We start from the raw sequence: 15,117 nt of genomic DNA, 5'->3' as shown, positions 1-15,117 counted from the left end.
CGCACCGAAAATTCCCTACGGCGCGACAGCGCAGCTGTTATATCAATCCCATCGTGCCTTGGCAAGCCACCGAAAGCGTGACAAAACGCGGGCCGACAGCTGTCTAACTTAGCGGTACAAAAAAAGACTGGCAAGTCCGAAATGACTTGCCAGCATAAGTTTTATCAATGGTTTTTGCGATACGTCACTATTTTGCCGCTACCGGCAGTGCGCCAAAGGCCGGATTAAGCAACGCAAGGTCCAAAACTTCATCAATTCGTTGCACCGGATGAATATCCAGATCGGCGATAACATTCGCCGGGATCTCTTCCAGATCGCGCTTGTTTTCATACGGGATCAGCACGGTTTTGATACCGCCGCGATGGGCCGCCAGCAGTTTCTCTTTCAGGCCACCAATCGGCAGTACCTGACCACGCAGCGTGATCTCGCCGGTCATCGCCACATCGGCGCGAACCGGGTTGCCCGTCAGGCAGGAAACCAGCGCGGTACACATCGCAATACCGGCGCTCGGGCCGTCCTTCGGTGTAGCGCCTTCCGGCACGTGCACGTGGATGTCACGCTTCTCGTAAAAATCAGGGTTAATCCCCAATTTATCCGCGCGCGCACGCACTACGGTCAGTGCAGCCTGAATCGACTCCTGCATCACTTCACCGAGCGAGCCGGTGTAGGTCAGCTTACCCTTGCCCGGTACGCAGGCGGTTTCGATGGTCAGCAGATCGCCACCCACTTCCGTCCACGCCAGGCCGGTAACCTCACCCACGCGGTTTTCGGTATCCGCACGGCCGTAGTCGACACGCTGTACGCCCAGGTAGTCTTTCAGGTTGTCGCCGTTGATCTCAATATGCTTGATCTTCTTGTCCATCAGCAGCGTTTTCACCGCTTTACGGCACAACTTGGAGATTTCACGCTCCAGGCTACGCACCCCAGCTTCACGGGTGTAGAAGCGGATAATGCCGGTGATGGCGCTATCGTCGACCGTCAGCTCACCTTTCTTCAGGGCGTTACGCTCGAGCTGCTTCGGCAACAGGTGCTGCTTGGCAATGTTGAGCTTCTCGTCCTCGGTGTATCCGGACAGGCGGATCACTTCCATACGGTCCAGCAACGGCGCAGGAATGTTCATCGAGTTCGAGGTAGCCACGAACATCACGTCGGACAGATCGTAATCCACTTCCAGATAGTGATCGTTAAACGCCACGTTCTGTTCCGGATCCAGTACCTCAAGCAGTGCAGAGGCTGGGTCACCGCGCATGTCGGAAGACATCTTGTCGATCTCGTCCAGCAGGAACAGTGGGTTTTTCACCCCAACCTTGGCCATTTTCTGGATCAGCTTGCCCGGCATGGAACCGATATAGGTACGACGGTGACCGCGAATTTCCGCTTCGTCACGCACGCCACCCAACGCCATACGCACGTATTGGCGACCGGTCGCTTTGGCGATCGACTGACCCAGCGAGGTTTTACCTACGCCAGGAGGCCCTACCAGACACAGGATAGGCCCCTTGATTTTGCTGACGCGGCTCTGTACTGCGAGATACTCAAGAATACGGTCTTTGACGCGCTCCAGGCCGTAGTGATCGATATCGAGCACTTCCTGCGCCTTGAGCAGGTCTTTCTTAACCTTGCTGCGCGCATTCCACGGCACCTGCAGCATCCAGTCGATGTAGCCGCGTACCACGGTGGCTTCCGCAGACATTGGCGACATCATTTTCAGCTTTTGCAGTTCCGCTTCGGTTTTTTCACGCGCGTCTTTCGGCATTTTCGCCGCTTCGATCTTGCGCTTCAGCGCTTCATGCTCGTCTGGCGCATCGTCCATCTCGCCCAGTTCTTTCTGAATCGCCTTCATCTGCTCATTCAGATAGTACTCGCGCTGACTTTTTTCCATCTGTTTTTTGACGCGGTTACGGATACGTTTTTCAACCTGCAGCAGGTCGATTTCCGATTCCATCATCGCCATCAGGTATTCAAGACGTTCAGTGATATCGAACATCTCCAGTACCGACTGCTTGTCGCTGAGTTTCAGCGGCATGTGCGCAGCGATGGTATCCGCCAGGCGTGCAGCATCGTCGATGCTGTTCAATGACGTCAGCACCTCCGGTGGAATTTTCTTGTTCAGTTTGATGTAGCCTTCAAACTGATTGATTGCAGTGCGCACCAGCACTTCTTGTTCACGCTCATCAATCGCAGGTGACTCAAGATATTCGGCCTGGGCAGCAAAATGCTCTCCGCTGTCGGAAAGCGTAGTAATACGCGCCCGCTGCAGACCTTCGACCAGCACTTTTACCGTGCCATCAGGCAATTTCAGCATTTGCAGGATCGACGCTACGGTGCCGACAGAGAACAAATCATTAATACCAGGTTCATCCGTTGAGGCCTCTTTCTGTGCCACCAGCATGATCTTCTTATCATGATCCATTGCTGCTTCGAGGCACCGAATTGATTTTTCCCGGCCAACAAATAACGGGATCACCATGTGCGGATAAACCACCACGTCGCGCAACGGCAAGACGGGGATTTCTATGCGTTCGGAACGCTCAGGGTTCATAGAGCTCTCTCTTAAGTTTAACTTCCGCCAGGTTGAGGGGGAATCTCATGAGACGCAAGCATCAAACGTTTCATAAAATCTGGTTAATGAGTATATGGGGATGAATCTCTTACATTCAACGGCAGAATGCAGGAAATAAAAATGGGGGATAAAATCCCCCATTTTGACATTAACTTTCTGGTTTGACTGGCGAATTATTCGCCTGAAGCCTGTGCTTCCGGTTTACCGTAAATCAGCAAGGGCTTGGACTGGCCGGCGATGACCGACTCGTCGATCACCACTTTGTCGACGCTGTCCATTGATGGCAGGTCGTACATGGTGTCCAGCAGCGCGGCTTCCACGATGGAACGCAGACCGCGAGCACCGGTTTTACGCTTCATGGCCTTCTTGGCGATGGCGTTCAGTGCTTCTTCACGGAATTCCAGTTCCACACCTTCCAGATTGAACAATGCCTGATACTGTTTGGTCAGGGCATTTTTCGGCTCTTTCAGGATCTGGATCAGCGCATCTTCGCTCAGCTCACTCAGCGTAGCCACCACCGGCAGACGACCGATGAACTCAGGGATCAGACCAAACTTGATCAGATCTTCCGGCTCAGCCTGCAGCAGCAGTTCGCCTTCGGTCGCTTTCTCAGCCTCACCCTTCACGGTGGCGCCAAAACCAATACCGGAACCGGTATTCACGCGCTGACCGATCACCTTATCCAGGCCGGCAAAGGCGCCGCCACAGATAAACAGGATTTTCGAGGTATCAACCTGCAGGAATTCCTGCTGCGGATGCTTACGGCCGCCCTGCGGCGGAACGGCGGCAATGGTGCCTTCGATCAGCTTCAACAGCGCCTGCTGCACGCCTTCACCCGAAACGTCACGGGTAATCGACGGGTTGTCTGACTTACGAGAAATCTTATCGATTTCATCGATGTAGACGATGCCGCGCTGAGCTTTCTGCACGTCGTAGTCACACTTCTGCAGCAGCTTCTGGATAATATTTTCCACGTCCTCACCCACATAACCAGCTTCGGTCAGCGTGGTGGCATCGGCCATGGTGAAAGGCACATCCAGGAAGCGTGCCAGCGTTTCCGCCAGCAGGGTTTTACCGCTACCGGTAGGACCAATCAGCAGAATGTTGCTTTTGCCCAACTCGATACCGTTGCTGGTATCGCCGTTGCGCAGGCGTTTGTAGTGGTTATACACCGCGACTGCCAGCACTTTCTTCGCCGGTTCCTGACCGATGACGTAGTCATCCAGGTGATGGCGGATCTCGTGCGGCGTCGGTAGCGCACTGCGCTCACGATGCGGTGAAACTTCTTTAATCTCTTCGCGAATAATGTCGTTACACAGGTCAACACATTCATCGCAGATATACACTGACGGACCGGCAATCAGCTTACGCACTTCATGCTGGCTTTTGCCGCAGAAAGAGCAGTACAGCAGCTTTCCTGAACCGTCTTTGCGCTTATCTGTCATCAGTAAACCTCTTCTTTAGTCTTTGTCCCGCAGGAAAATCACGGCGGCCGTGCGCCCCGAATTCATACCGGGAATGCCGATAATGCTCACCAGAGCGAGCCACGCCCGCTCTGATTACTATAGTCTATCGGCTCGCACAATTATCTCGCCAGCCGCGTGGTGTTACTTGCGGTGCGTCAGAATACCGTCAACCAGACCATATTCTACCGCTTCTTCCGCGGTCATAAAGCGATCGCGCTCGGTATCGCGTTCGATCTGCTCCAGTGTCTGGCCGGTGTGTTCTGCCATCAGCTCATTCATACGCGCCTTCACCTTCAGGATTTCACGCGCATGGATTTCGATATCCGTCGCCTGGCCCTGATAACCGCCCAGCGGCTGGTGGATCATCACGCGTGAATTCGGCAGACAGAAGCGCTTGCCCTTGGCACCGGCAGTCAGCAGGAAGGAGCCCATCGAGCACGCCTGACCCATACAAATGGTGCTGACGTCCGGCTTGATGAACTTCATGGTGTCATAGATTGACATGCCTGCGGTGATCACGCCACCCGGGGAGTTAATGTAGAGGAAAATGTCTTTTTCCGGGCTTTCTGCTTCGAGGAACAGCATCTGCGCCACAATCAGGTTGGCCATGTGATCTTCGACCTGGCCGGTCAGGAAAATAATGCGCTCTTTCAGCAGGCGGGAATAAATGTCGTAAGAACGCTCCCCGCGTGAAGTCTGCTCTACCACCATCGGCACCAGGGCCATGTTAGGTGCAAATTGATCTCGTTCGCCACTGTATGACATTACCGTCTCCTAATAGAAATTGCCTTGGCGGCCAGGGTTACACCCTATTACACCGATTCTACTTGAGAACGGTCATGATGACTATGCTCAAGCATTCGACCCACGCCACACGTACCCGACGGTTTTTTTATCCCGCGCACTCTGGCAAACAGCCTATACCCGTCATCTTTCAAGTCGCAGCGTTGTTACCTGCACTAGCTCACCCCAGTTACTTACTCGAGTAAGCGCCTGAAGATGAGCGAGCTGGCCGCCTAGCTGCGACTTGAAAGCTATAGGGTAAATATATACATTTTACAGATTGGGGCCACTGTCAGAATTTCAAGCCCGGCGGCGTATTTTTAGCGGTTATCCTGCACACCTTCGCTGCGGGTGATAACCATCATGCCAGACTGTTGCAAGATCAACAGTGTAAATATAGTGCATATTGTCACGCTTAACCTGAGATTAATCAGCAACGTGGCAAAAAGAAAAGCCCGCAACCGAAGGTTACGGGCTTTTTTAACGCCGGGACCGACCAGGCGGCCCCGAGAGCGCAACACGTTGCGCCCTGGCGTACAGACATTACGCCTGTTGAGTCTGGTTCATCAGCTCGCTGAAGGTAGTGGCTTTCTCAGTCACTTTCGCTTTTGCCAGCAGGGCTTCAACCGCTTGTTCTTCCAGAGCAACATTGCGCATGTTGTTCATCAGCTCTTTGTTTTTGCTGTAGAACTCAACAACTTCACTTGGATCTTCGTAAGCGGAAGCCATTTCTTCGATCAGCGTTTTAACGCGATCTTCGTCAGCTTTCAGATCGTTGGTGCTGATCACTTCGCCCAGCAGCAGACCGACAACGACGCGACGCTTAGCCTGCTCTTCGAACAGTTCGCGTGGCAGTTCCAGCGCTTGCTTCTCGTTGCCGCCGAAACGCTGTGCAGCCTGACGGCGCAGAACGTCAACTTCGCCGTCGATCAGCGCAGCAGGAACGTCGATTTCGTTAGCGCTGACCAGGCCGTCGATTGCCTGAGTCTTGATGCGGTTACGCACTGCGCCTTTCAGCTCGCGCTCCATGTTTTTACGCACTTCAGCACGCAGGCCTTCGGTAGAACCATCAGCCACGCCGAAACGTTTGATGAATTCTTCAGTCAGCTCTGGCAGTTCACGCTCTTCCACTTTCTTCAGAACGATGTCGAACTTAGCCGCTTTGCCCTTCAGATTTTCAGCGTGATAATCTTCTGGGAAGTTAACGTCGATAGCGAATTCTTCACCGGCTTTATGACCGACCAGACCTTCTTCGAAGCCTGGGATCATGCGGCCCTGGCCCATGGCCAGTACGAAATCAGAGGCTTTGCCGCCTTCAAATTCTTCACCGTCGATAGAGCCTGAGAAGTCAACGGTCACACGGTCTTCAGCCTGAGCTGCGCGATCGGTCTCTTTCCAGGTAGCCTGCTGCTTGCGCAGGGTGTCCAGCATGGTATCAACGTCAGCGTCGTTAACTTCAACCACTGGCTTCTCAACTTCGATGCCATCCAGGCCTTTCAGCTCAACTTCCGGATACACTTCGAACTCGACGGTGAAAGTGAAATCTTCACCTTCTTTGTACTCGCCCGGCACGTAGTTTGGTGCGCCGGCCGGATTGATCTTTTCTTTGATGATCGCATCAACGAAGCTGCGTTGCATCGCATCACCCAGTACGTCCTGACGAACGGAAGCGCCATAACGTTGCTCAACGATGTTCATCGGTACATGGCCTTTACGGAAGCCATCGATACGAACGCTTTTTGCAGCGTTGATCAGCTCTTTTTTAATAGCCTGCTTGATTGTATCAGCGGGTACAGTAATAGAGAGACGGCGCCCAAGGCCTTGAGTGGTTTCTACTGAAACTTGCATCTTGTTACCTCAAAAAAATCACAGTGCTCGGTCAACTCCGTTCCAAGAACCAGGACGGCTACATTACAGAACCGAGTTTCCTGATGACAGAAGCGTCCCGAAACCATTCCGGAAAAATAAGACGCGACATTATAGCGGCGCATGCGGAGCGAGTCGAGGAAAGCAAGGCGGCGGCGGCGCGCTAAAACTCACACTTTTGCCGATTTGATCGCCAAAAGGCCGCCGAAGCCGACCCGGCCTTGGCTGCATTGCGCATCGGCTGTGTCGTCGTCAAAAACAGAAACGGCCCGCAGGCCGTTCCAAAATTCGTCTGTAGTAATACCCCAAATCGTGGTCAAAGTTCCACTGATACCGCAAATTTAGCCGTCAGGCCAAGGTACCGGCCCCACGACAAGGGGGAGAAGCCGGCACGGTATCCTGCAACCCTTCCCACTCTTTCAGGGTATAGGTGTGCAGTGCCAGCGCATGCACGCCATCGGATAACTCTTCCGACAGAACGCCGTAAATCGAGCGATGCCGCGTCAAGAAACGTTCGCCGACGAAGCGATCGCTGACCAACACCACCTTGAAATGGCTTTCTGAGCCCGCCGGAACGTTATGACGATAGCTTTCATCAACGACTTCCAGATACGCGGGCTCAAATGCCGCCCTTAACTTTGCTTCTATTTGCTCGCGAATCATAGGATCTCCTTACTACACCGGCAGAGGACCGTCCCCATCTATTTCAATATTAGCCGCTTTCTTCCCGTTTAGACCATTCCTCAGCTAAATTTCTCTTCTTTGCGGGCAAAAAACGGCCAACATCCGCCGTCGCTTGAGGTTTTTCTGATTGAGACGGTCAAAAAAGCATGTTTTTATCAACGGCAGGTAAAAATTTGTCACTCCGGTGCGTTCTGCGCTTCCTCCGGCCGGCGGCGATGCTATGATGTCGACAATTTGTTGTTGGCTATCCCGCTCTGATTATTACAGAAAGCTTGCTCAAATCGGCCTCTCTGTCATGGGCTGTTTGCGTCGGCTTAAAATCCATCGAGAATGAGACAGTAACTATGTTAAAGAAACTTTGCCTTCCACTGTTGGCCGCACTGCTGCTGGCTGGCTGTGCTACCAGCAGCAACACCCTGAACGTCACGCCAAAGATCGTCTTGCCACAACAGGATCCGACGCTGCAAGGTGTGACCATCAGCATTAACGGTGCGGATCAGCGCCAGGATCAGGCACTGGCGAAAGTGAACCGCGACGGCCAGTTGGTGACCCTGACCCCATCCCGCGATCTGCGCTTCCTGCTGCAGGAAGTGCTGGAGAAACAAATGGGCGCGCGCGGCTATATGATCGGTGCTGACGGTGCCGTTGACCTGCAAATTGTGGTCAATAACCTGTATGCGGACGTCTCCGAAGGTAACCTGCGCTACAACATCACCACCAAGGCCGATATCTCTATCACCGCCCAGGCGAAGAACGGCAACAAGCAGGTGAAAAACTACCGCTCAACCTATAACGTGCAGGGCGCCTTCACGGCGACCAACGAGAAAATCACCAACGCGGTCAACACCGTGCTCGGCGACGTCATTGCCGATATGGCGCAAGACACCAGCGTCAACGATTTTATCAAGCAAAACGCGCGTTAAGCCACGAACGCCTTGTGCCGCCCGGACAGTCGGGCGGTGCAGACAGGGAACTCATGTCGAAAAACTATCTGAATATCTTCACCCAGCGTAACTCCGCCATCCTCCTGCTGCTGGGCTTTGCGTCGGGTCTGCCGTTGGCATTGACCTCCGGCACGCTGCAAGCCTGGATGACCGTCGAAAACATCGATCTGAAAACCATCGGCATCTTTTCGCTGGTCGGTCAGGCCTATGTGTTCAAATTCCTGTGGTCACCCTTTATGGATCGCTACACCCCGCCATTCCTTGGGCGGCGGCGCGGCTGGTTGCTGATCAGCCAACTGCTGCTGGTGGTGTCGATTGTGGCGATGGGCTTTATGCAACCGGCACAGCATCTGTGGTGGTTGGCAGCACTGGCGGTACTGGTGGCGTTCTGTTCTGCGTCGCAGGATATTGTTTTCGACGCCTATAAAACCGATCTGTTGAGCGCTGAAGAACGTGGCACTGGCGCTGCGGTCTCGGTTCTGGGTTACCGGCTGGCGATGCTGGTGTCCGGCGGGCTGGCACTGTGGCTGGCGGATCGCTATTTCGGCTGGCAGTCTACCTACTGGCTGATGGCCGGGCTGATGCTGATCGGTATCGTCGCCACCCTACTGGCACCGGAGCCGGACAACAGCATTCCTGCGCCGCGCACCATGGAAGAGGCGGTCGTCGCCCCGCTGCGTGATTTCTTCGCGCGTAACAACGCCTGGCTGATTTTACTGTTGATCGTGATGTACAAGATGGGCGATGCCTTTGCCGGTAGCCTGAGTACCACCTTCCTGATCCGCGGTGTCGGCTTCGATGCCGGGGAAGTCGGGCTGGTGAACAAAACCCTCGGCCTGTTCGCCACCATCGTCGGTGCACTGTTTGGCGGCGTGCTGATGCAGCGCCTTAGCCTGTTCCGTGCCCTGATGCTGTTTGGCATCCTGCAGGCGGTTTCCAATCTCGGTTACTGGATACTGGCGGTCACCGATAAAAACATCATGACCATGGGCAGTGCGATCTTCCTGGAAAACCTGTGCGGCGGCATGGGTACCGCCGCCTTCGTCGCGCTGCTGATGACGCTGTGCAACCGGTCATTTTCCGCCACTCAGTTTGCCCTGCTGTCAGCGCTGTCGGCGGTCGGTCGCGTCTATGTTGGCCCCATTGCCGGCTGGTTTGTCGAAGCACACGGCTGGCCGCTGTTCTATCTATTCTCGATCGCCGCGGCCTTGCCCGGCCTGCTGTTGCTGCGCCTGTGCCGACAGACGCTGGAATACACGCAGCGCACCGATAACTTCATGCCACGCACTGAATTTCGCCAGTTTTACCGCTGGGCGCTACGTATGCTGACCCTGGGTTGTTCACTGCTGGGGCTGTGGCTGATTCTGCTGATCACCAACGCGCTCGACTGGAGTGCCTTGCCGAACCTGGCCGATCGGTTGTTGCAGTTGGGTGCCGCTCTAAGTCTGGTCGGTATTGTGATGGGCAGTTTGCTGGACTATCTGGCACTGCGCCGCACTAAACTTGCCTGATATCGTCGGCCGGTGATCACACCGGTCGGCAAAAATGCATCAGCGTGATGAGTTTATTTCGAATAAAAGAACATAAATGGCGGAGGAATTATTTTTTTATCCGACTAAGGCACTCGGAAATAAAATTAAATTCACTTTAAATACACAATTATTTTACATTAAATAAACCTTTCCTGCGTATTTAAAAACGACAGCTAAATCTGCCAAACTCAGCATACCTTTAGTTTTCCTTAACATAGAGTCTGCTCGCCACGATTCAGCGAGCCAACGCTTTGTTGCCATTAGTAAATTGTCACGCAACGTGACATCTGTGACCCCCTTAACAGAAAGTGTCAACAAGGCGCTGACACTCCCTTAAGCATGTTTACAGTACTGCAACCTTCCCGTAAAATGCCCGCACACATGAAACGACAATATAGAGCCTTTGTAATTGGGGTCGTTAGATGAGACTTAAGAAATACAATAAAAGTATTGGGATGTTGTCATTAATTGCTTCCACTGTAATGCTCAGCGGTTGCAATATGGTATTGATGAATCCCAAAGGAGCAATTGGTGTTGAGCAACGGACACTGATTATCACTGCAATCGCCTTGATGTTGATCGTGGTGGTACCAGTCATCTTTATGGCGTTCGCCTTTGCCTGGAAGTACCGTGCTTCCAACAAAGATGCCAAATACAGTCCGAACTGGTCACACTCCAACAAAATCGAAGCGGTCGTCTGGACCATTCCTATCATTATCATCGCCATCCTTGGCACCATTACCTGGAAGACTACCCACGAGCTGGATCCGTTCAAGCCGATTGTCACTGACAAGAAGCCGATGACGATCGAAGTGGTGTCGCTTGACTGGAAATGGCTGTTTATCTACCCGGAACAAGGCATCGCAACGGTTAATGAACTGGCTTTCCCGAAAGATGTTCCAGTTGAATTCAAAATCACCTCTAACTCGGTAATGAACTCGTTCTTTATTCCTCAGTTAGGTGGGCAGATTTATGCGATGGCCGGGATGCAGACCAAACTGCACCTGATCGGCAATGAAGCCGGTAAATACGACGGTATTTCCAGCAGCTTCAGCGGTCGCGGGTTCTCCGGCATGAAATTCACCGCCATTGTCACCCCAACCGAAGGCGACTTCGATCAGTGGGTTGCCAAGGTGAAAGCATCGTCGACTAACCTTAACGCCACCAGCGACTTTAACAAACTGGCAGAGCCGAGTGAAAATAACCCGGTCGAGTACTTCTCCAGTGTCAAACCTAATTTGTTCAAAGAAACTATTGGCAAATTCATGGGCGATATGAACATGCACAAGGGCGCTACCACGCACGAAGGTATGGACATGAGCCAGGGTATGGACATGGGTGAACATGCTGCTCACGCCGGAGCCGAGGAATAAACTGATGTTGGGAAAATTAACGATTGATGCGGTTCCGTACCACGAACCGATCATCATGGTCACCGTTGCTGCAATTGTTATCGGGGGCCTGGCTCTGCTGGCGCTGATAACCTATTTCGGCAAGTGGAAATGGCTATGGAGCGATTGGCTGACTTCGGTCGACCATAAAAAAATTGGTATCATGTACATCATCGTGGCAATGGTTATGTTGCTGCGTGGTTTTGCCGATGCCATCATGATGCGTAGCCAGCAGGCGCTTGCGTCCGCCGGCGAGGCCGGATTCCTGCCGCCGCACCACTACGACCAGATCTTTACCGCCCACGGCGTAATCATGATCTTCTTCATGGCGATGCCTTTCGTGGTCGGCCTGATGAACGTGGTTGTACCCTTGCAAATCGGTGCACGTGACGTTGCCTTCCCGTTCCTGAACTCCCTGAGTTTCTGGTTCTTCGTGGTAGGTGTCGTACTGATCAACATCTCTCTGGGTGTCGGTGAGTTTGCGCAGACCGGTTGGTTGGCGTATCCGCCGCTGTCGGGCAAGGAATACAGTCCTGGCGTCGGGGTCGATTACTGGATCTGGAGTCTGCAGATTTCCGGTCTGGGTACCCTGTTGACCGGTGTGAACTTCTTCGCCACCATCATGAAGATGCGTGCTCCTGGCATGCCTCTGATGAAGATGCCGGTGTTCACCTGGGCGGCGCTGTGTACTAACGTACTGATCATCGTTTCTTTCCCAATTCTGACTGTTACCATCGCGTTGCTGACCCTGGATCGCTACCTGGGCTTCCATTTCTTTACCAATGATATGGGCGGCAACATGATGATGTACATCAACCTGATTTGGGCCTGGGGTCACCCAGAGGTGTATATCCTGGTTCTGCCAGTGTTTGGTGTGTTCTCTGAAGTCACCGCGACCTTCTCAAGAAAACGCCTGTTCGGCTATACCTCACTGGTATGGGCAACCATCGCGATTACCGTTCTGTCGTTCATCGTATGGCTGCACCACTTCTTTACCATGGGGTCCGGCGCGAACGTTAACGCCTTCTTCGGTATCGCCACCATGATCATTTCCATCCCTACCGGGGTGAAAATCTTCAACTGGCTGTTCACCATGTACCAGGGCCGCATTCAGCTCAACTCCGCAATGCTGTGGACCATCGGCTTTATCATCACCTTCTCCGTGGGTGGGATGACCGGCGTTCTGCTGGCAGTACCGGGCGCGAACTTCGTGCTGCACAACAGTCTGTTCCTGATTGCCCACTTCCATAACGTAATTATCGGTGGTGTGGTGTTTGGTTGCTTCGCCGGCCTGACCTACTGGTTCCCTAAATCCTTCGGCTTCACGCTGAACGAAACCTGGGGTATCCGTGCGTTCTGGTTCTGGATCATCGGTTTCTTCGTGGCCTTTATGCCACTGTATGCTCTGGGCTTTATGGGTATGACTCGTCGTATCAGCCAGAACATCAACCCAGAGTTCCACCCACTGCTGCTGGTAGCGGCTGGCGGCGCGGCTCTGATTGCCTGCGGTATCCTGTGCCAACTGATTCAGATCTACGTCAGTGTGCGTGACCGTGAGCAGAACCGTGATCTGACCGGTGACCCATGGGGCGCTCGTACGCTGGAGTGGTCTACTTCGTCTCCACCGCCGTTCTATAACTTTGCCGTAGTGCCACAGATTCATGACCGTGATGAATTCTGGGACATGAAAGAAAAAGGCAACGCTTATAAGAAACCGGCGAAATACGAGCCGATTCATATGCCGAAAAATACCGGTGCCGGTGTGATTATTGCTGGCTTCAGCCTGGTATTTGGTTTCGCGATGATCTGGGACATCTGGTGGATGGCGATCGCTGCCTTCGTAGGTATGATCGTGACCTGGATTGCCAAGAGCTTCGATCAAGATGTTGATTACTATGTGCAGGTTGATGAAATCGAGCGCATTGAAAACCAACACTATGAACAAATCAGCAAAGCAGGCGTGAAACATGTCAACTGATACTCTGACTAACCATGATGCAGCCCATGCAGAGCATGGGCACCACGACGCAGGAGAGACCAAAGTCTTCGGATTCTGGATCTACCTGATGAGCGACTGTATTTTGTTTGCGAGCTTGTTCGCGACTTATGCAGTACTGGTGAACGGGACCGCTGGCGGTCCCTCTGGCAAAGACATCTTCGATCTGAAGTTTGTTCTGGTTGAGACCTTCCTGCTGTTGTTCAGCTCCATCACCTACGGTATGGCGATGATCGGCATGAACAAAGGCAAGGTTGGCAGCGTGAATACCTGGCTGTTCCTGACCTTCCTGTTTGGTCTGGGCTTCGTAGCGATGGAAATCTATGAGTTCCATCACCTGATCGTAGAAGGCTATGGCCCGGATCGCAGCGCGTTCCTGTCAGGCTTCTTCGCACTGGTTGCTACCCACGGTCTGCACGTGACTACCGGTCTGGTTTGGATCGTTATCATGATGATTCAGGTCAGCAAGCGCGGCCTGACTTCAACTAATAAAACCCGTCTGATGTGCCTGAGCCTGTTCTGGCACTTCCTGGACGTGGTTTGGATCTGCGTATTCACCGTTGTTTACCTGCTGGGGGTTATGTCATGAGTCATTCATCCCATGAAACTTCTCACGGCGGCGCAAGCCACGGTAGCGTCAAGACCTATCTGATCGGCTTTATTCTGTCGATCATCCTGACGGTGATTCCATTTGCGATGGTGATGAGCGGCACCGCCTCTCATTCAACTATCCTGGCGGTTGTAGTCGGCATGGCGGTCATTCAGGTGGTTGTTCACCTGATTTACTTCCTGCACATGAATACCTCATCGGAAGAGCGCTGGAACCTGGTGGCATTGCTGTTCACCGCTATGATCATCGGTATCGTTGTTGTGGGTTCACTCTGGATTATGTACAACCTCAACATCAATATGATGGTCGATTAAGAGCAGAGCTGGACGTGATGATTAAGCAATACCTGCAAGTAACTAAACCAGGAATTATTTTCGGCAATTTAATTTCTGTCGTCGGGGGATTCCTGCTCGCCTCTAAAGGGAGCATCGACTATCCCCTGTTTCTCGCCACCCTGGTGGGTGTCTCGTTGGTTGTCGCTTCGGGCTGTGTGTTTAACAACTACATTGACCGCGACATCGACAAGAAAATGGAGAGAACGAAGAATCGGGTGCTGGTTAAGGGCCTGATCGCGCCGAGTGTAAGCCTGGTTTACGCTACCGCTCTGGGTATTGCGGGCTTTGCGTTGCTGTATATCGGCGCCAACCCGCTGGCCATGTGGCTGGCGGTGATGGGCTTTGTGGTTTATGTCGGCGTCTACAGCCTGTACATGAAACGCCACTCGGTCTATGGCACGCTGATCGGCAGCTTGTCGGGCGCTGCGCCACCGGTTATCGGTTATTGCGCAGTCACCAACGAGTTCGATGCCGGTGCGTTGATCCTGCTGGCTATCTTTAGCCTGTGGCAGATGCCGCATTCCTATGCGATTGCCATCTTCCGCTTTAAAGATTACCAGGCAGCCAACATTCCGGTCCTGCCGGTTGTGAAAGGCATTTCGGTGGCGAAGAACCACATCACGGTCTACATTGTGGCGTTTATGATTGCCACCCTGATGTTGACCCTGGGCGGCTACGCCGGCTACAAATACCTGATTGTCGCTGCGGCGGTAAGCGTATGGTGGCTGGGCATGGCGCTGCGTGGTTACAAAACCGAAAATGACAGCGTCTGGGCACGTAAGCTGTTTGTGTTCTCGATTGTTGCCATCACTTCGCTGAGCGTAATGATGTCTATCGACTTCAGTGCGACAGCCGCACCGGAAGCGCTGATGACGTACGTCTGGTAAGCCAAATCGTCTGTGAATGGGCCGCTTTCGCGGCCCATTTTATTTGTCTCGCCAAAAAGC

12 protein-coding genes are annotated in these 15,117 nt (G+C 53.2%); 7 read left to right on the top strand and 5 right to left on the bottom strand.

The annotated features are described in order from the left end of the window. Positions 1-187: 187 nt before the first annotated feature. The 5 genes from lon to bolA all read right to left on the bottom strand — a co-directional run bounded on the left by lon (position 188) and on the right by bolA (position 7,341). Positions 188-2,542 (bottom strand): endopeptidase La, encoded by a 2,355-nt coding sequence (gene lon / locus NHG65_RS05170; RefSeq protein WP_112347696.1) that lies wholly within the window; start codon positions 2,540-2,542, stop codon positions 188-190. 194 nt (positions 2,543-2,736) lie between these two features. Beyond that, positions 2,737-4,008 carry an ATP-dependent protease ATP-binding subunit ClpX gene (gene clpX / locus NHG65_RS05165; RefSeq protein WP_085115460.1) on the bottom strand — a complete coding sequence of 424 codons (1,272 nt, stop codon included), beginning with the start codon at positions 4,006-4,008 and terminating at the stop codon, positions 2,737-2,739. Positions 4,009-4,170: 162 nt separating this feature from the next. Continuing rightward, positions 4,171-4,794, bottom strand: coding sequence for an ATP-dependent Clp endopeptidase proteolytic subunit ClpP (clpP, locus tag NHG65_RS05160; RefSeq protein WP_012005535.1), 624 nt, complete (start codon positions 4,792-4,794; stop codon positions 4,171-4,173). Positions 4,795-5,355: 561 nt separating this feature from the next. Next, on the bottom strand, positions 5,356-6,660 hold the full coding sequence (gene tig, locus NHG65_RS05155; protein ID WP_099062283.1) for a trigger factor: 1,305 nt from the start codon (positions 6,658-6,660) through the stop codon (positions 5,356-5,358). Positions 6,661-7,026: 366 nt separating this feature from the next. Then, complete coding sequence (bolA, locus tag NHG65_RS05150) at positions 7,027-7,341, bottom strand: transcriptional regulator BolA (protein WP_012005533.1); 315 nt, start codon at positions 7,339-7,341, stop codon at positions 7,027-7,029. Between the two features lie 365 nt (positions 7,342-7,706). On the opposite strand from bolA, the gene NHG65_RS05145 reads away from it, so the two are divergent. The 7 genes from NHG65_RS05145 (at position 7,707) to cyoE (ending at position 15,057) form a co-directional block, all read left to right on the top strand. Further along, the gene (locus NHG65_RS05145; RefSeq protein ID WP_099062285.1) at positions 7,707-8,285 is read left to right on the top strand and encodes a lipoprotein; all 579 of its coding nucleotides are present in this window, start codon (positions 7,707-7,709) and stop codon (positions 8,283-8,285) included. 53 nt (positions 8,286-8,338) lie between these two features. Then, positions 8,339-9,817: a muropeptide MFS transporter AmpG gene (gene ampG / locus NHG65_RS05140; protein ID WP_112347698.1), complete on the top strand. Its 1,479-nt coding sequence runs from the start codon at positions 8,339-8,341 to the stop codon at positions 9,815-9,817. A 443-nt stretch (positions 9,818-10,260) separates the two neighbouring features. Next, positions 10,261-11,211 (top strand): cytochrome o ubiquinol oxidase subunit II, encoded by a 951-nt coding sequence (gene cyoA / locus NHG65_RS05135; RefSeq protein WP_037424327.1) that lies wholly within the window; start codon positions 10,261-10,263, stop codon positions 11,209-11,211. A gap of 4 nt (positions 11,212-11,215) precedes the next feature. Next, positions 11,216-13,207: a cytochrome o ubiquinol oxidase subunit I gene (cyoB, locus tag NHG65_RS05130; RefSeq protein WP_085115455.1), complete on the top strand. Its 1,992-nt coding sequence runs from the start codon at positions 11,216-11,218 to the stop codon at positions 13,205-13,207. Further along, complete coding sequence (locus tag NHG65_RS05125; protein WP_012005528.1) at positions 13,197-13,814, top strand: cytochrome o ubiquinol oxidase subunit III; 618 nt, start codon at positions 13,197-13,199, stop codon at positions 13,812-13,814. The genes cyoB and NHG65_RS05125 overlap by 11 nt, the downstream gene beginning before the upstream one ends. Continuing rightward, the gene (locus NHG65_RS05120) at positions 13,811-14,149 is read left to right on the top strand and encodes a cytochrome o ubiquinol oxidase subunit IV (protein ID WP_012005527.1); all 339 of its coding nucleotides are present in this window, start codon (positions 13,811-13,813) and stop codon (positions 14,147-14,149) included. The genes NHG65_RS05125 and NHG65_RS05120 overlap by 4 nt, the downstream gene beginning before the upstream one ends. 17 nt (positions 14,150-14,166) lie before the next feature. After that, positions 14,167-15,057 carry a heme o synthase gene (gene cyoE / locus NHG65_RS05115; protein ID WP_012005526.1) on the top strand — a complete coding sequence of 297 codons (891 nt, stop codon included), beginning with the start codon at positions 14,167-14,169 and terminating at the stop codon, positions 15,055-15,057. The last annotated feature ends 60 nt before the right edge of the window (positions 15,058-15,117 follow it).

The organism is Serratia myotis (assembly GCF_027474885.1).
GTDB lineage: Bacteria > Pseudomonadota > Gammaproteobacteria > Enterobacterales > Enterobacteriaceae > Serratia > Serratia proteamaculans.
The sequence above is the reverse complement of the archived record's forward strand: the minus strand, read 5'-3'. Positions and strand labels throughout refer to the sequence as shown.

Coding starts and splice junctions, on each gene's coding strand:
- cyoE (WP_012005526.1), top strand. CDS start 14,167: ATGATTAAGCAATACCTGCAAGTAACTAAACCAGGAATTATTTTCGGC.
- cyoB (WP_085115455.1), top strand. CDS start 11,216: ATGTTGGGAAAATTAACGATTGATGCGGTTCCGTACCACGAACCGATC.
- bolA (WP_012005533.1), bottom strand. CDS start 7,341: ATGATTCGCGAGCAAATAGAAGCAAAGTTAAGGGCGGCATTTGAGCCC.
- ampG (WP_112347698.1), top strand. CDS start 8,339: ATGTCGAAAAACTATCTGAATATCTTCACCCAGCGTAACTCCGCCATC.
- lon (WP_112347696.1), bottom strand. CDS start 2,542: ATGAACCCTGAGCGTTCCGAACGCATAGAAATCCCCGTCTTGCCGTTG.
- NHG65_RS05125 (WP_012005528.1), top strand. CDS start 13,197: ATGTCAACTGATACTCTGACTAACCATGATGCAGCCCATGCAGAGCAT.
- cyoA (WP_037424327.1), top strand. CDS start 10,261: ATGAGACTTAAGAAATACAATAAAAGTATTGGGATGTTGTCATTAATT.
- NHG65_RS05120 (WP_012005527.1), top strand. CDS start 13,811: ATGAGTCATTCATCCCATGAAACTTCTCACGGCGGCGCAAGCCACGGT.
- clpP (WP_012005535.1), bottom strand. CDS start 4,794: ATGTCATACAGTGGCGAACGAGATCAATTTGCACCTAACATGGCCCTG.
- NHG65_RS05145 (WP_099062285.1), top strand. CDS start 7,707: ATGTTAAAGAAACTTTGCCTTCCACTGTTGGCCGCACTGCTGCTGGCT.
- tig (WP_099062283.1), bottom strand. CDS start 6,660: ATGCAAGTTTCAGTAGAAACCACTCAAGGCCTTGGGCGCCGTCTCTCT.
- clpX (WP_085115460.1), bottom strand. CDS start 4,008: ATGACAGATAAGCGCAAAGACGGTTCAGGAAAGCTGCTGTACTGCTCT.